This is a genomic window from Hymenobacter terricola, assembly GCF_017921975.2.
In the GTDB taxonomy this organism is placed as follows: domain Bacteria; phylum Bacteroidota; class Bacteroidia; order Cytophagales; family Hymenobacteraceae; genus Hymenobacter; species Hymenobacter terricola.
The window spans coordinates 340406-356550 of sequence record NZ_JAGEMO020000004.1; the positions used below are offsets into that span (position 1 = coordinate 340406).

Genomic DNA, 16145 nt, shown 5'->3' on the forward strand with positions numbered 1-16145 from the left:
CCTTTGATACTATCGTAGGGATACTGGGCCATCTGGAAAAGCGTAAACAGCGCTAACAGGCAAATACCAGCGCAGGTGAGTAGGAACAGCAGCCATTTTAACCCCCGTTTCCAACGTGCCTGCTGTACCATCAAATCCGGCCAGGCAAACCACCCATAAAAGGCAAGGAACAACACGCATCCGGCAAGAATTAAAAACAGAACAGTCATGCCTACATTCGCTATCCGTAATTGACTGAGGTTAATAAATGTCGCCCCCCTCGTGCAGCGCCACTAGGTTCGCCAGCAGCGCCTCCAATAGCTTGCGTCCCTTCCACACCGATTTCAGCTTACCTCGAATCTGTTCTGCCGTCTGTACGAATTCCTGTTCTTCGGCGGTTTCGTGCCCTTCAAAGGCCATGAGCTGCTCCACCATCGGCACCGTCATTTCGGGGTGAAACTGCAGGCCGATAACGCCATCGCCCCACACGAAACCCTGCGTGGCGCACCCCGCCGACATACCCACCCGCATTGCGCCCGGCGGCACCGTAAACGTGTCGAGGTGCCAGTGCAGCACGGCGGCCTTCTCCGGCCACCCGCGCAGCAAGGGGTGCTCCAGTGACTTGGCCGAAAACCGCACCGTCCAGAATCCGATTTCCGGCGCGTGGTTGGGCCGCACCTCGCCGCCCAACGCCTCCGCCACCAGTTGCGCGCCCAGGCAAATGGCCAGCGTAATCTTACCTGCCCGCAGCACTTCGCGGACAAAGGCTTTCTCCTCGCGCAGCCACGGCAGGTTGTCCTCGTCGTGCACGCTCATCGCCCCGCCGAGAATTAGCAAGCCATCGAATTCACTTAAAGGCGGAAATACCGGATTCGGCTCGAAAAGCTTCGTAAAAGTGAGTAAATGCTCGTGCGCCGCCAGCCAGTCGGCAGCGTGGCCAGGGCCTTCGTCGGGCATGTGTTGGAGGCAGTGGAAGTGCATATGAGAGTTTGGATTAAAGAAGAACGTCATGCTGAACGCAGCCGAAGCACCTCTACCGCAATACTAAAATTGATTAGTTGTGCAGTAGAGATGCTTCGGCTGCGTTCAGCATGACGTTTTGAAATGACTCAAATACGCTCGTTTCATCTACTCCCACTCAATCGTCGCCGGCGGCTTGCTCGAAATATCATACACCACGCGGTTAATTCCCCGCACCTGGTTGATGATTTTATTCGAAACCTCCGCCAGGAAATCGTAGGGCAAATGCGCCCAGTCGGCAGTCATGCCGTCCACGCTGGTCACGGCGCGCAGGGCCACTACCCGCTCGTAAGTACGCTCATCGCCCATCACGCCCACGCTTTGCACGGGCAGCAGCATGGCGCCGGCCTGCCACACGTGCTCATAGAGGCCGTGCTCTTTTAGGAGATTGATGAACACGCCGTCGGCGCGTTGCAGCAGGTCCACTTTTTCGGGGGTGATGTCGCCTAAGATGCGGATGCCCAGGCCGGGGCCGGGAAAAGGGTGCCGGTTGAGAATTTCGGCGGGTAGTTCCAGGGCCGCGCCCACTTCGCGCACTTCGTCTTTGAAGAGCATCCGCAGTGGCTCCACAATTTTCAGGTTCATTTTCTCCGGCAGGCCGCCCACGTTGTGGTGGCTTTTGATGGTAACCGACGAGCCGTGCACCGAAACCGACTCGATGACATCGGGGTAAATTGTGCCCTGGGCCAGCCAGCGGGCACCTTCTACCTTCTGCGCCTCGCGGTCGAACACCTCAATAAAGGTCCGACCAATGGCCTTGCGCTTGCCTTCCGGGTCGCTGATGCCGGCCAGGGCGGCGTAAAACTCGGGCGCGGCACGCACGCCGGTCACGTTCAGGCCGAGGCCCTCGTAGGCTTTCAGCACGGTGGCAAACTCGTCCTGCCGTAGCAGGCCGTTGTCCACGAAAATGCCGTGCAGGCGCGGGCCGATGGCGCGGTGCAGCAGCAGGGCCGCCACGCTGCTGTCCACGCCGCCGGAGAGGCCCAGAATCACCTGGTCATCGGGGCCGATGGTGTTTTGCAGGGCCGTCACGGCCGAATCCACGAAATGGTCGGGCGTCCAGCTTTGGGTGCATTGGCAGATGTCCACCACGAAGTTGTGCAGCAGCTGCTTGCCCTCGCTGGAGTGCGTCACTTCGGGGTGGAACTGGATGCCGTAGGTGTCCTGGCCTTCGATTTTGAAGGCGGCCACGGCTACTTCGGAGGTGCTGGCAATAATATCGTAGCCCGTCGGCAGGACTTGGATGGTGTCGCCGTGCGACATCCAGACCTGCGATTCCAGGTGCATATCCGTCAGCAGCGGCGAGGCTGCATCGAGCGCACTGAGCCGGGCGCGGCCGTATTCGCGAATGGTGGCGGGCAGCACCTCGCCCCCGCCCTGCTGGGCCAGCAGCTGCGCACCATAGCACACGCCCAGCACCGGCACCTGGCCGAGAATGTGGCTCAAATCAGGATTAGGCGCATTTTCGTCGCGCACCGAGCAGGGCGAACCGGAAAGAATAACGCCCCGAATATCGTCGCTGAGGACGAGGTTCGGGGCGTGAGTGTAGGGGTGAATTTCGCAGAACACGTGCAATTCGCGAATGCGTCGGGCTATCAATTGCGTGTATTGCGAGCCGAAATCAAGGATGATAAGTCGTTCCATCCCGCAAAGCTACTCACGGATTTAGACGGATTTTCCGGATTTCACGGATTATGGGTTGGGCCAGCAAAGCCATTCATCACAAATTGTTGCCACCCCCAATGGCTCTAGTACGCTATCAATCACGCAATTTCAATCCTGAACAATCCCCCAAAGCCGGTGCGCAACAAAAAATCTGTGAAATCAGAAAAAACCGATTGAATCCGTGATTATCTTTGCACCGGCAAGTCAGAACGACCAGCTCCTGCTGAACTCCCCCAGGACCGGAAGGTAGCAAGGGTAGGTGGTTGTAGCGGTGCGATTTTGGCTTGCTTTTTTTTGCCCTTTCTGGTCGGCCCCGGCGCTGCTCTGTTCCGCCATTTTGGCGGCTAAATGAGTAGCTTTGGGGCCGATTCTTTTTTGAGGACTCGGGGTCTTTGGGACTCGGGAACTTGGCTTTTTCGGCTGATTCCTTACTCTCAAAATTAAGATATTACACCAAATCCCCCAGCCTCTAAGTACCCAAGTCCCTACCTATGAAATTCTTCATTGACACCGCCAACCTCAACGACATCCGCGAAGCCGTAGAGCTGGGCGTCCTCGACGGCGTGACCACCAACCCGTCGCTCATGGCCAAGGAAGGCATCCGCGGCATCGACAACGTGATGGCCCACTACCGCCAAATCTGCGAGCTGGTGGACGGCGACGTATCGGCCGAAGTCATTGCTACCGATTACAACGGCATCATTCGCGAGGGCGAAGAGCTGGCCGAGCTGCACCCCAACATCGTGGTGAAAGTGCCGATGATTAAGGACGGCGTGAAAGCCATCAAGTACTTCTCGGACAAAGGCATCAAAACCAACTGCACCCTGATTTTCACCGCCGGCCAGGCCCTGTTGGCCGCCAAAGCCGGCGCGACCTACGTGTCGCCCTTCGTGGGCCGTTTGGACGATATCGGCCACGACGGCCTGCAACTGGTGGAGCAAATTGTGCAGATTTTCAGCAACTACGGCTACCCAACTGAGGTTCTGGCCGCGTCGGTGCGCCACGTGCCGCACCTCATCCAGTGCGCCGAAATTGGCGCCGATGTGGTGACCTGCCCGCTCAGCGTCATCATGGCCCTGCTCAACCATCCGCTCACGGACAACGGGTTGGCAACCTTTTTGGCCGACCACAAGAAGGTAAATTCGTAGTTGAGTTATGAGTTAAAAGGTATGAGTTATGAGTTGGCGGCCGTCAGGTACATGCACTCATAATCCCAAACGCATAACTCATACCTTTTAACTCATAACTTCCGCCATGTACATCATCAAAGTCAAAGGCAAGGCCAAAATCCCCGACTACATTCAGTTGCGGGACGAGGCGTTTGTGCTCATTGCTTACTTCCGGGCCGACCGGCCACTGAAGGATTTGCACCGCTACGGCCTCGAAGGCAAGGAAACGGAGCTGGCCGCCGTCATCGCCAGTCTGGAATTCGGGAAATTGCGGCCGCTGGCGCTGTAGCGCCACCTTTGCAAAAGAGAGAAACATTGAACGATAATAGCGCGGCGGGCCCAGCGCTTCATCTGACAGCTGGAGTTAGTTATGACCGAAAACGTTATTGAGCTGCACGATGCCACGGTAATGCAGGAGCAGCAAGCCGTGTTGCAGGGCGTGTCGTTTACGCTGGGCAAGGGCGCGTTTGCTTATCTGGTGGGCCGCACGGGCTCGGGCAAATCGTCGCTGTTGAAAACGCTGTACGCCGACCTGCCGCTGCAAAACGGGGTGGGCACCGTGGCCGGGTTTTCGCTGCCCAAACTGCCCGCCAGCAAGGTGCCGTACCTGCGCCGCCGGCTGGGCATCGTGTTTCAGGATTTCCAGCTGCTATCGGACCGCACGGTAGCCGAAAACCTCATGTTTGTCCTGAACGCAACGGGCTGGAAGGGCAAGTCGCAAAAGCAGCAGCGCATTTCGGACGTGCTGGTGCGCGTGGGCCTGAGCGGCGCCGCCAACCGCATGCCGCACCGCCTCTCGGGCGGCGAGCAGCAGCGCGTGGTCATCGCCCGCGCCATGCTGAACGAGCCCGTGCTGCTGCTGGCCGACGAGCCCACTGGCAACCTCGACCCGGACGTTTCGGCCAGCATCATGCAGCTCTTTGGCGAAATCAATAATTCGGGCACGGCTGTTCTGATGGCCACGCACAATTTTCAATTAATCGAAAAATACCCGCACCGCGTGCTGACCTGCAAAGACGGCGAATTACTGGATTCGGCCCGGCAGCAATAAGTAAATCAGCGCGCTTACTATTGTTGATTGCTACTTATTGATTGACAAATAAAATGACGGCTGGGCTATCGATATTAATTCCGGCTTTTAATTGGAATATCAACAGGCTGGTTAATTCTCTGGTTGCCCAGCGGGCCGACTGGAACGGCCCGCTTGAAATCATTGTGCTTGACGACGGTTCGCCCGAAGAATGCCGGTTGCTGAACCGGCCCCTGGCCACGCGGCCCAGCGTGCGCTACCACGAATTGCCCCGCAACGTGGGCCGCGCCGCCATTCGCAACCAACTGGCCGCTGCCGCGCAGCACGAGTGGCTGCTGCTGCTGGACAACGACAGCCTGTTGCCCGATGCCCGGTTTCTGGCCCGCTACGCCGCCGTGCAGGCCCACGCCGCCGTGCTCATCGGCGGCACCTGCTACGAGGCCACGCCACCGGCCGAACCTGCGCTGTACCTGCGCTGGCTCTATGGCCGGAATCGCGAGGCGCGGCCGGCCGCCGTGCGCCAGACCGCACCCTACAGCCAGCTTACCATCAACAATGCCCTGGTTCGGGCCGAGGTTTTCCGGCAGTTTCCGCTTGATGAGCGCCTGACCGGCTACGGCCACGAAGACACCAAGTTTGGGGTGGAGCTGGCGGCGGCGCACGTACCGGTGCTGCACCTCGACAACCCGGTGCTGCACGACGGCCTGGAGCCGGCCGCCGTGTTCCTGCACAAGAGCGAGCAGGCAGTGCGCAACCTGGCGCTGGGTTTCCGGCAAGACGGGTTGGGTACCGATTCGCGGCTGCTGCAAACGGCGGTGCGCCTGCGCCGGCTGGGGCTGGCCCCGGCGGCCCGCGTTGCGCTCGGCGCGGCGGCGCCGGCATTGCGCCGGCAGCTGCTATCCAGGGCCCCACGCCTGCGGCTGTTCGATTTGCTGAAGCTGCATTGGCTGCTGCGGGAGCTGGCCTGAGTTTGCCCAGTATCTTTGGCGGCCCTCTTTCCCCCCGCATTGCCTTGATTCTTCCCGCCCCGCCCTCCCCCATTCTCCTGCTTGACTTGGTGGCCGAACACGCCGCTCTGCAACCGGCCCTGAACGAGGCCCTGCAGGAAGTGCTGACCGCGGCGGCTTTTATTCAGGGGCCGGCCGTGGGGCAGTTTGCAGCGGAGCTGGGTGAGTACCTGGGCGGCCCGCACGTTATCCCCTGCGCCAACGGCACCGACGCCCTCACCCTGGCGCTGATGAGCCTGCGCTTACCGGTTGGGGCCGAAATTATTATTCCCGCCTTCACCTACGTGGCCACGCTGGAGGCCGCCGCGCTGCTGGGCCTGCGTCCCGTGCTGGTGGACGTGCGGCACGACACCTTCAACATTGACCCGGCTGCCGTGGAAGCGGCCCTCACACCGCGCACCGGCGCCATTATCGCCGTGCATTTGTTTGGGCAATGCGCCGATTTGGAAGCGTTGCGGACTATTTCGACTCGCCACGGCGTGGCCCTGATTGAGGATAATGCCCAAGCCATCGGGGCCAATTTTCAGTTTGCTGGTGGCGAAACGGCCTTCGCCGGTGCGGTGGGCGAGGTGGGTACCACGTCCTTCTTTCCTTCCAAAAACCTGGGTGGCCTCGGCGATGGCGGGGCGCTGATAACCCGCGCCCCGGCCCGCGCCGCCTTGCTCCGCCAGCTTGCCAACCACGGCCAGAGCCAGAAATACCACCACCAATACATCGGCCTCAACTCCCGCCTCGATACCCTGCAAGCCGCCCTGCTGCGGGTGAAACTGCGGCAGCTACCCGCCAACACGGCCGCCCGCCAGGCCGTGGCCGCCCGCTACGATGCCGCGCTGGCCGCTGTGCCCGGCATTGCCATTCCGGCCCGCGACCCGCGCAGCAGTCACGTCTTCCATCAGTACACCATTCAGGTGGAAGGGCCCGGCCGCCGCGATGAGCTGCAACTATTCCTTAGGAAATGCGGGGTGCCGACCATGATTTACTACCCGCTCCCGGTGCACGCGCAGCCGGCCTATGCCTACCTGGGCTACCGGGCGGGGCAGTTTCCGGTGGCCGAGGCGCTGTGCGGGGCGGTGTTGTCGCTGCCGATACACCCGCTGCTGACAACGGAGCAGGCAGATTATATATCGGCAAGTATTCAATCATTCAGTGAATAATCGTTGACCATCATGAATTATACGGATGGTGCGGGGTCGCACCCGATGGGGCTATACCCGTGCCATCGGCGTAACATCAGACATTCATTCAGGGCAACTGCGTGAGTCCTATCATTATCTTTTTCCGACTATTGGGGCCTGATGAGCAATAATACCAACACTCCCGTCCGCTTCGCCATCTGCGGCGTGGGCCACATTGGCCGCCGCCACGCCGCGCTGGTTTCGCGCCACGAAGGCGCCGAGCTAGCGGCCCTGATTGACATCCGCACCGCCCTCCAGCCCGGCCTCGCCGCCGAGTTTCCCGGCGTGCCGTTCTTCGCCTCGCTCGAAGAATACCTGCAAACCGGCCCCGCCGCCGATGTCCTCACCGTGGCCACGCCCAACGGCTGCCACGCCCCGCAGGCGGTGGCCGGCCTGCGCCACGGCCTGCACGTCGTCATCGAAAAGCCCATCGCGCTGCACAAGGCCGATGCCGAAACCATCGTGCACACGGCCCTGCAAACCGGCCGGCTGGTGTTTGGCGTGATGCAGAACCGCTACTCGCCCCCCGCCGCCTGGCTCAAGCAGGTGGTGGACGAGGGCCGCCTGGGCCAGGTGTTTCTGGTGCAGCTCAACTGCTTCTGGAACCGCGATGCGCGCTACTACCGGCCCGGTGGCTGGAAGGGCACCCAAGCCCTGGACGGCGGCACGCTCTTCACCCAGTTCAGCCATTTCGTCGATTTGCTGTACTGGGTGTTCGGCGACATCACCAATATTTCGGCCCGCTTCCGCGATTTCACCCACGAGGGCCTGACGGATTTTGAGGACAGCGGCCTCGTCACCTTCGACCTGCTGCGCGGCGGCAGCGGCACCCTCAGCTACAGCACCGCCGTGTGGGACCGCAACCTCGAAAGCAGCCTCACCGTGGTGGCCGAGCGCGGCAGCCTGCGCATTGCCGGCCAGTACATGGACAAGGTGGAATACTGCCACCTCGACGGCTACCAGCTGCCCGCCCTGCCCCCCACCAACGCCGCCAACGACTACGGCCCCTTCCAGGGCTCGGCCGCCAACCACGTCCAGGTCATCGAAAACGTGGTGGACACCGTGCAACGCCGCAGCTTCGCCACCACCAATGCGCTCGAAGGGCTGAAAGTGGTGGAGATAATTGAGCGGATTTACGCGCTGCGGTAGTTTTACCGTACTTTTAAGTACACCCACACACGCGCCACTTGCCATGAACGTCATCAACAGCGACCCGGAAATCTTAGGTGGCACTCCTGTTTTTAACGGGACGCGGGTGCCCATCAAAAATTTGTTTGATTACCTGGAAACCGGCGAGTCCATTGCCGAATTTCTCGATGACTTTCCTTCCGTCAGCCGTGAGCAGGTGCTGAGTGTACTGGCCTTTTCGCAGCAAATCCTCAACGCCTCTACCCAGCTGCTGCATGAAAATTCTGCTGGATGAGTGCGTTACCCGCAAGCTAAAAAGCCGCTTGGCGCCGCATGAAGTATGTACCGTGACGGAAATGCACTGGAATGGCCTGAAGAATGGCACGCTGATGCGGGCCGCCATCGGCCAGGGCTTCAAGCTGCTGCTGACGATTGACAAGAATCTGGCGTTTCAGCAGAATATGAATCGATACGCTATTATCGTCGCGGTGCTGAATGTGGAGAAAAGCAGCATTTCGTTTCTGGAAGAGCTGCTGCCCGCCTTCCACGTCCTGCTGCCAACGTTTGTAGAAGGTCAAGCTTATTTGATTGAAAAATAGCGCCGCGCCGCAGCTTCGCCACCACCAATGCGCCGGAAGGCCTGAAAGTGGTGGAGCTAATTGAGCGGATTTACGCGCTGCGGTAGCCGCCCGCACCGTCTGTTTTACGTACCTTAGGCCCATGCTACACGCCACTCTCCTGCCTTTGGTGCCGGCTTTGCGGGCGCTGTGCCGCCGCTCCGGGGTGCAGCAGCTGTACCTGTTCGGCTCGGCTGTGACGGAGCGGTTTGATGCGGCCCGCAGCGACGTTGACGCGCTGGTAACCCTGCTGCCGATGCCGCCGCTGGCACAAGGCGAAACCTTGCTGAGCCTGTGGGCAGAACTGGAAACGCTCTTGCAGCGCCGGGTAGATTTACTCACGCCGGACTCGCTGCAAAACCCGTTTCTTAAAGCAGAAATTGAGCGTACCAAACAATTAATTTATGACGCCGCAAGGACAGAAATACCTGTTTGACATCCAGCGAGCCATTGAATTAATCGACTAATTCGTACTTGATACGCCCACTTTCGACACGTACCAGGCCGACCTGAAAACCCGCAGCGCGGTAGAGCGTCAATTAGCCATCATTGGCGAAGCGGTGAACCACTTGCGGCGGGTAGAACCGGAGGCAAAACTGCCCAATACCAAGCAAATGGTGGACTTTCGCAACCGCCTTATTCATTCCTACGACAACGTGAACGAAGTTATTGTGTGGGCAATTATCAAGAATCACCTGCCCGCCCTTAAAGCTGACGTAGTGCAGAAACTGGCTGGAAGTAGTGGAAGTAATTGAGCGGATTTACGCGCTGCGGTAGTGATTGTACTGCATTGAAAAAGCAGCGAATACCATTGCCATCGTTGAGTTATTGGAATTAATATTACCCGTCACAAATAACAGGCATCAATCTATGGAAACCATAATAATAAAAATTGTCCCTAACTCATTACCCATACAAAGTGCGGCATTGTATATCAATGAAAACAAGATTACAATTAACAATACAACCCAGACACGTATTCAAGTCTTCGCCGGGAAAAACTCCGTAAGAATTAACGATTTAGGAGTTAAGCTTATGCCTACGTTTATAACAGTTTACGAGGGCGAAGTAAAAAATATTTTTGTTGGCTTAAGAAAACAGCCGGCATCGCCAGATGACAAAAATTTTCTGGAATTTATATGGCACAAGTTTGAATCCCTTCTTGGCCTCGATTTACAATTTTATCTTATGGAAGGCCTTGGCTCATAAGCTGCAATTATGCTTATAGCCTATTCTTCCTAGCCTTAAGATGAAGGCTCTGCTAAACTGGATGTATCTGCCAATAGTCGGATGTATCAACCACCAAAAAAGCGCCGGAACCCACAGGCTCCGGCGCTTCTTCAGCTACCAATGTTGCAGGCTGGATGGCCCGCTACATCTTCGGCGGCACGGCGGGGCCGCCTGATTGCTCGGTGGGGTCGATGACGTAGTCGTCGTATTTGCTCACGTCCGACTGCTTGAAGAGGCCCTGGCCAATGCCGCAGAGCGCCGAAAGCTCGTCGTAGAGAGCGTTGAGGGTGATTTGGCGGGTTTGGGTGGTGCCGCTGCGGCTGGACTCGGCCAGGCGCTGGGCTTTGAGGGCGGCGAGGTATTTTTCGTTTTCGGCGGCGAGGGCGGTGAGCTGGGCCGGGGTGAGGCCCTGCTGCTCGTACTCCTCGACGTGGGCGGTGGCCCAGTCGAGGAGGTGGCCCATGTTCACGTAGAAATCGCCCGCGCTGTCGTCGTAGAGGCCGGCACTGCCGAAGGCTTTGTAGGCGAAGCTGCGGTTGTCGTGCAGAATGGCCACCTGGCTCATCACGGTGGCCATGCCGCTTTCCACCACCCCGCGCTGGGTGAGGGCGGCATCGGTCAGCTCCTGCTTGGCGTAGTCGAGCTGCTCGTCGTTGGGCAGCTTGGCGGCGTCCCGGGCCTGGGTTTTGAAGGCTTCGAAGCGCTCCGGCTGCACGCCCCGCGTGGCAAAGGCCTCGCGGTCGCGGTCCATAAAATCGGCCTTGGTGTGGCAGAGCAGGATGAGGTCGCCTTGCGACATGGGGTAGTGAGCGGTAACGGGGCCTTGTTTCATTGCAGAAATCGGGATATTCTCGCCGGTTGGCCCGGATGCCACTGCCCGGATAGCAAGCAGTAGCGCAAGCTGCACAAATAAGTTGGAAGTAGCTCACCAGGCAGCAACTATCCCGCTCGCAGGCCGCTCGCTGGCCAAGCCAGTAGGAGCTTCCGCGCGGCCAGTGAGCCGGGCCGGAGCGCTGGTAAGGTCCGCTGTAGCAACCGTGGCCCCGGCCGCAGCACCAGTAGGCGCGGCCGTTGCGCCCGTAAGCCCGGCAACAGCGCCAGTAGGCTCCGCCAGTGCGCCAGTAGGCTCATCCAAAGCATTTTTCCGGCCTACGGTTGCACTATTTGCAGTCACAAGCGCCCTGCCGGGTTATTTCTTCGCATCCACGAAGTTCTGGAAGGCGTAGGCGATGCCGATGGTGAGGCCCTGCGAGAACTGGACGTTGCTGCTCTGGTCGAAGTCGTAGAGGGCGATGCCGTTGAGGGCGACGTTGACGTACTTGCCCACTTTGGCGGTGAGGCCGACGTCGAGGCGGTGGTCGATTTCCTGAAAGTTGAGGTGCTCGTAGTTGGCGAAGAGGACGTAGCGGGCCTTGAGGTTGACGGTGGGGCTGAGGTTCTGGTCGTATTCGGCCAGAATTTGGGCGGCCAGGACTTCGAAGCGGGTGCTGTGGCCGGGGTTCACGCCGTAGGGCGTGTCGCCGAGGGCAGCCACGAAGCGGTCGACGCGATTAACCACGGTGAGGCGCGGGGCGAAGGGCGCGAGGCGCAGGTGGAAGTAGGGGGCCGGGTGGTATTCGAAGCCGTAGGCGGCGGTGAGGAAGGCGGGGGCGAAAAAACCGGACGTGAGCCGGGCGCGGTCGTTGCCGGCGGCGTCCTGGTCGTACTTGTAGCCGGGAGCGAACTGGGAGAGCAGGTTGAGGGAGAGAAACATGTCCCAGCGCTCGTTGAGGGCGCGGCCGTATTTGGTGTCGAGGTACAGCCGGTCCTGCCCCTTGCGGTAGCCGAGGCCCTTGGTTTGGGAAAAGGCGAAGAGGAAATCGGCCTCGTTGTCGAAGCTGTGGGGGCCGCTTTTGCGGTTGGCCCGGATGTTGGCCAGGGCGTTGAAGCCGATGGTGTTGACGCCGCCGCCGCTCCAGTTGCTGCTCAGCAAAGACTCGTTGAGGCCGAGGCCGGTTTTCACGGATTTGCGCCAGAGGGGGTCGGGCGCGGCAGGCGGGGCGGGGGCCGGGGTGATGGCGGGCGTGGTTTGGGCCAGGGCGGGGGCCGCCAGCAGGGCCGCGAGGGCCGTTCGGACGAGTTGTTTCATGGGTAGGGATAAAAGGGCAAACGCACCACTACCGGCTTTCGGGCCGGCACGCCGGGCACTTTGCACGGCGCCGGCCCCCGCCCCGTGGGGCCGGGTGGCGGCTAAAAATAGTGGTTTTGCATGGGCTGCCGGCTACGGGGGCCCTTGCGGGGGCGCCGGCGCAGCTGGGTTGCGGCGCCGGCGGCAAGGAATTGATTCGAAGTTTTAGCGGCCAGCCCTTAAGCACCTTATTCTTCACAATAAGGGACATACCAAAACATAGCGTGCGGCTAAAAATGAAAATAGCGAATCCAGTGCGGCACTGCCCTCGTAGATGCCCCACGTTTTATCTATATTGCTTGAACCGGGGCCGCGCCGGGCCCTCGGGCCATCGGGGCCGGGCGCCGGGGGTCGTTGTTTTACGCAATCGTCGCCGTGTATGAGCTTATATCAACTCATTTACCAAAGCCAGTCGCTGGTCCCCTTTGAGGCCCGCGAGCTCCAGGCTTTGCTAACTTCTTCAAGGGCCAACAACCAGCAGCTGGGCATTTCGGGCATGCTGCTGTACACGCCCGACGGCCGTTTTTTGCAGGTACTGGAAGGCGACCAACAGGCCGTGCGCACCCTCTACTACCACCACATCCTGGCCGACCCGCGCCACCACAGCTGCCGGGTGCTGTGCGAAGGCCACTGCCTGCGCCGCAGCTTTGCCGACTGGAGCCTGGCCTACCGCGCGGCCCAGGCCCCCGACCTGCGCACCCTGCTGGGCTACGTGCCGCCCGATACGCCCGCCCTGCTGGTGCCGCGCCCCCGCACCCGCCCCGAGCTGGTGGAGCTGCTGTTGGAATTTATGAGCAAAGGCGAGGCCAATTCCTGGCTCGAAGCCCAGCATTAGCGGGGCCAGCTCGGGAAACCTTGCCCCCGCAAGCACGGCCGGCCCGCCGCCCCGCGCGGCCGCATTGGCCCGGCCCGGCTGGTATCTTTGCCGCAATGCCGACCCAGCCCACTGCCGCTTCCTTTTCTGCCCCGGCCGCGCCGGTTGGGGCGCCCGTTTCGTTTCTGGCCGCCACCGCCCGCGAGCTGCTGGACCGCTACGGCTCCGGCCCGCTCGATGAGCTGTCCGACATCGTGGTGGTGGTGCCCACGCGCCGCGCCGTGGTGTATCTGAAGAACGAGCTGGCCCTGGCCCTGCCGCCGGGCGCCCCGCTGTGGGCCCCGCGCGTGGCCGCCATGGAAGACTACATGGTGGAGCTGGCCGGCGTGCAGGTCGAAGAGCCCATTGCCCTGCAATTGCTGCTCTACGACATCCTCAAGGGCATTGACACCGGGCTGGATTTCGACCGTTTCGTGGGCTGGGCCGGGCTGCTGCTGAACGACTTTTCGACCCTCGACCAAAACCTGGCCCCCACCCGCAAGGTGTTCGAATACCTGAGCCAGGCCAAGGCCCTGGAACGCTGGAAGCTCGACGCCCTGCCCGACAACAGCAAGGCCGCCGCCCACTCCTTCAGCTTCTGGGACCAGCTGGAGCAGGTGTACCACCAGCTGAAAAAGCGGATGCTGGCCACCCGCCTCGCCTACCCCGGCCTGGCCTACCGCATGGCCGTGGAGCAGCTGGAAAAGCAGCTGGCCGACGTGGCCGCCCCCGCGCCGGCCCGCCACGTTTTCGTGGGCCTGGGCAATTTGTCGAAGTCGGAGGAGAAACTCATTCGCCTGCTGCTGGCGGCCGGCCGGGCCGAAGTCCGCTTCGATGCCGACCCGTTTTACCTCGAAAAAAACTCCCCTAACCGCGCCGGCCAGCACCTGCGCCGCTACTTGGAGAAGTGGAACCTGCCGCTCGATAACATGGGCGGCGGCGTGGAATGGCTGCGCGGCCAGCCCCACCACGTGCGCTACCTGGGCGTGGCCAACCCCAGCATGCAGGGCAAGCTGGCCGGCCAGCTCCTGGCCGAAGCCCGCCAGCGCTACCCCGACGCCACCGTGGCCGTGGTGCTGCCCGACGAAACCCTGCTCCTGCCCGTGCTGCACGGCCTGCCCCCCGACGAGGTGCCCGACTACAACGTGACCATGGGCCTGAGCTTCCAGGCCACGCCGCTGTTCAACCTCGTCGATTTGCTGTTTGAAGTGCACCTCACCGGCATCCGCGAGGGCCGCGAGGAAACCGGCTACGGCGTGCCGCGCTACCACCACCTGGCCGTGACGAAGCTGCTGAGCCACCCCTTCCTGCGCCGCTACCAGCAGTGGCAGGATGCCCAGGCCGACCAGCCCCAGTACCACGGCATCCTGGACCAGATTTGCCGCGAAATCGTGCGCCTCAACGCCGTGCTCCTGCCGGCCGAAGAGCTGCTGAAGCTCGGCGCGCACCACCCGCTCATCGCGGCCCTGTTCAACACCTGGGACAATTGCGACGACATCATTGCCGCCTGCTACGCCATCGTCGACCTGCTGCGCCAGGTGTACGCCGCCGAAATAGCCGACACCGACCGCGAAACCGGCCTCGGCGCCGAGTACCTGTACCTGTTCTACACCCTGGTCAAGCAGCTCGATTCGGCTTTCGACTGCCGGGTGCAGCGCCTGTCGGTGCGCTCCTTCCGCCGGTTTCTATACGAGCAGATGGCCCGCACCCGCCTGCCCTTCTCGGGCGAGCCCCTGGCCGATGTGCAGGTAATGGGCCTGCTCGAAACCCGCGCCCTGGATTTCGACCACCTCATCATCCTCAGCTGCAACGAAGGCGTGCTGCCCGCCCCCAAAAAGCAGCAGTCGCTCTTTCCCTACGACGTGCTCACCGAGTTCAAGCTGCCCACCTACGCCGACGCCGAGGCCATCACCGCCTACAACTTCTGGCGCCTGCTGCAACGCGCGCAACGCGTCGATTTGGTACACGTCCTGCCCGGCGCCGAGGGCATGAAAAGTGGCGAGCGCAGCCGCTTCCTGCTGCAACTACAGAACGACTTATTGCCCCAGAACCCGCAGCTGGTGCTGGAGGATTTAACGGTTTCGGTTGCCGGCCCGGAAATTGAAGTTGGGGTCAATCCCTACAAAGGCGACCTGGTATTAGAGAAAGACCCCGAAATGCTGGCCGCCCTGCGCGGCGTACTGGAACGCAACATTTCGCCCTCGCGGCTCAACGATTTCCTGGCCTGCTCGCTGCGGTTCTACTTCTCGAAAGTGGCCCGCTTCCACGAAAACGACGCCGTGGAAGAAACCCTCGAAGCCAGCAGCTTCGGCACCATGGTGCACGAGGCGCTGGAAAACCTCATGCGCCCCTTCCAGCAGGCCGCCCGCCTCATCACGCCCGCCGACATTCCCGAGCTGGTCCGGCAAGCCCCGGCCGAAGTGCAGAAAGTGCTGCGCCAGGAAGAAACCGAGAAGCACGCCCGCGCCGACGAAGGCCTGAACCACGTCTACGGCCAGGTGGCCACGCGCCTGGTGGTGCGCCTGCTCGAAAGCTTGGCCGAGCAGCCCGGCATGCTCCCCCTGCGCCTGTTTGGGCTCGAAGTTGAGGTAGCCGCCACCGTTTTCGTCGATGTGCCCGGCCAGCCCGAACGCCTCGCCGTGCGCCTCGCCGGCTTCGCCGACCGCGTCGACCAGCTGCCCGACGGCCGCCTGCGGGTGGTCGACTACAAATCGGGTCTCGTGAAGCGCAACGACCTGCAATTGCGCGGCTACAAAGACCGCCTCAGCCCCGCCGAGGCCATTGAGCGCCTGCTCACCGAGCCTTCCTCCAGCGCCGACAAGGTGCGCCAGCTCTGGCTCTACCGCCTCATGCTGGCCCACACCGCCAAGCGCGAAACCGCCGAAACCGCCATTCTCTCCCTCCGCAACATCGACGAAGGCCTGCTCTCCGCCGACCTCGGCTTCCTCACCGAAGACGGCCAGGATTTCGTGGCCGTCTCCGAGGACTTAGTGCGTAAGATTGTGCTGCGAATGCTGGACCCCACCGAACCCATCCGCAAAACCGACGACTTCACCAAGTGCGAATACTGCCCTTACCAGGGCATTTGCGCACGCTAACCCCTTC

General features: G+C 61.2%; 16 protein-coding genes, 1 other RNA gene and 1 pseudogene. 14 read left to right on the plus strand and 4 right to left on the minus strand.

What is annotated here, in order from left to right; all coding sequences use genetic code 11:
- Positions 1 to 240 precede the first annotated feature (240 nt).
- Together J4G38_RS06500 and guaA are read right to left on the minus strand one after the other, a co-directional pair.
- Positions 241 to 936, minus strand: coding sequence for a type 1 glutamine amidotransferase (locus J4G38_RS06500; protein WP_210515860.1), 696 nt, complete (start codon positions 934 to 936; stop codon positions 241 to 243).
- A gap of 171 nt (positions 937 to 1107) precedes the next feature.
- Positions 1108 to 2643, minus strand: a complete 1536-nt coding sequence (guaA, locus tag J4G38_RS06505) for a glutamine-hydrolyzing GMP synthase (protein WP_210515858.1) — start codon at positions 2641 to 2643, stop codon at positions 1108 to 1110.
- Positions 2644 to 2860: 217 nt separating this feature from the next.
- Between guaA and ffs the strand changes: the two genes are divergently transcribed.
- The 12 genes and pseudogenes from ffs (at position 2861) to J4G38_RS06565 (ending at position 9999) form a co-directional block, all read left to right on the plus strand.
- An RNA gene (gene ffs / locus J4G38_RS06510) (signal recognition particle sRNA small type) lies at positions 2861 to 2958 on the plus strand.
- 197 nt (positions 2959 to 3155) lie between these two features.
- Positions 3156 to 3812, plus strand: coding sequence for a fructose-6-phosphate aldolase (gene fsa / locus J4G38_RS06515; protein WP_210515857.1), 657 nt, complete (start codon positions 3156 to 3158; stop codon positions 3810 to 3812).
- Positions 3813 to 3918: 106 nt separating this feature from the next.
- Positions 3919 to 4122: a fructose-6-phosphate aldolase gene (locus tag J4G38_RS06520; RefSeq protein ID WP_210515856.1), complete on the plus strand. Its 204-nt coding sequence runs from the start codon at positions 3919 to 3921 to the stop codon at positions 4120 to 4122.
- An 81-nt stretch (positions 4123 to 4203) separates the two neighbouring features.
- Positions 4204 to 4884, plus strand: coding sequence for a cell division ATP-binding protein FtsE (locus tag J4G38_RS06525; protein WP_210515855.1), 681 nt, complete (start codon positions 4204 to 4206; stop codon positions 4882 to 4884).
- A 53-nt stretch (positions 4885 to 4937) separates the two neighbouring features.
- On the plus strand, positions 4938 to 5831 hold the full coding sequence (locus tag J4G38_RS28580; RefSeq protein ID WP_210515854.1) for a glycosyltransferase family 2 protein: 894 nt from the start codon (positions 4938 to 4940) through the stop codon (positions 5829 to 5831).
- 44 nt (positions 5832 to 5875) lie between these two features.
- Complete coding sequence (locus J4G38_RS06535) at positions 5876 to 7024, plus strand: DegT/DnrJ/EryC1/StrS family aminotransferase (protein ID WP_226163207.1); 1149 nt, start codon at positions 5876 to 5878, stop codon at positions 7022 to 7024.
- 141 nt (positions 7025 to 7165) lie between these two features.
- The gene (locus J4G38_RS06540; RefSeq protein WP_210515853.1) at positions 7166 to 8194 is read left to right on the plus strand and encodes a Gfo/Idh/MocA family protein; all 1029 of its coding nucleotides are present in this window, start codon (positions 7166 to 7168) and stop codon (positions 8192 to 8194) included.
- A 43-nt stretch (positions 8195 to 8237) separates the two neighbouring features.
- Entirely contained in the window at positions 8238 to 8468 is a 231-nt protein-coding gene (locus J4G38_RS06545; RefSeq protein WP_210515852.1) for a DUF433 domain-containing protein, read from the plus strand.
- On the plus strand, positions 8449 to 8772 hold the full coding sequence (locus J4G38_RS06550; RefSeq protein ID WP_210515850.1) for a hypothetical protein: 324 nt from the start codon (positions 8449 to 8451) through the stop codon (positions 8770 to 8772). The genes J4G38_RS06545 and J4G38_RS06550 overlap by 20 nt, the downstream gene beginning before the upstream one ends.
- Before the next feature lie 148 nt (positions 8773 to 8920).
- Positions 8921 to 9226: a nucleotidyltransferase family protein gene (locus J4G38_RS06555; RefSeq protein ID WP_226163224.1), complete on the plus strand. Its 306-nt coding sequence runs from the start codon at positions 8921 to 8923 to the stop codon at positions 9224 to 9226.
- A gap of 58 nt (positions 9227 to 9284) precedes the next feature.
- Positions 9285 to 9545 (plus strand): annotated as a pseudogene (locus J4G38_RS29130) (HepT-like ribonuclease domain-containing protein); the annotation flags it as partial.
- A 115-nt stretch (positions 9546 to 9660) separates the two neighbouring features.
- On the plus strand, positions 9661 to 9999 hold the full coding sequence (locus J4G38_RS06565; protein ID WP_210515846.1) for a hypothetical protein: 339 nt from the start codon (positions 9661 to 9663) through the stop codon (positions 9997 to 9999).
- A 163-nt stretch (positions 10000 to 10162) separates the two neighbouring features.
- On the opposite strand, the gene J4G38_RS06570 is transcribed toward J4G38_RS06565, so the two are convergent.
- Together J4G38_RS06570 and J4G38_RS06575 are read right to left on the minus strand one after the other, a co-directional pair.
- The gene (locus tag J4G38_RS06570; RefSeq protein ID WP_226163209.1) at positions 10163 to 10852 is read right to left on the minus strand and encodes a hypothetical protein; all 690 of its coding nucleotides are present in this window, start codon (positions 10850 to 10852) and stop codon (positions 10163 to 10165) included.
- Between the two features lie 357 nt (positions 10853 to 11209).
- Complete coding sequence (locus J4G38_RS06575; protein ID WP_210515843.1) at positions 11210 to 12148, minus strand: DUF3078 domain-containing protein; 939 nt, start codon at positions 12146 to 12148, stop codon at positions 11210 to 11212.
- A gap of 418 nt (positions 12149 to 12566) precedes the next feature.
- On the opposite strand from J4G38_RS06575, the gene J4G38_RS06580 reads away from it, so the two are divergent.
- Both J4G38_RS06580 and J4G38_RS06585 read left to right on the plus strand, forming a co-directional pair.
- Entirely contained in the window at positions 12567 to 13022 is a 456-nt protein-coding gene (locus J4G38_RS06580; RefSeq protein WP_210515842.1) for a BLUF domain-containing protein, read from the plus strand.
- Positions 13023 to 13117: 95 nt separating this feature from the next.
- Entirely contained in the window at positions 13118 to 16138 is a 3021-nt protein-coding gene (locus J4G38_RS06585; protein WP_210515841.1) for a PD-(D/E)XK nuclease family protein, read from the plus strand.
- The last annotated feature ends 7 nt before the right edge of the window (positions 16139 to 16145 follow it).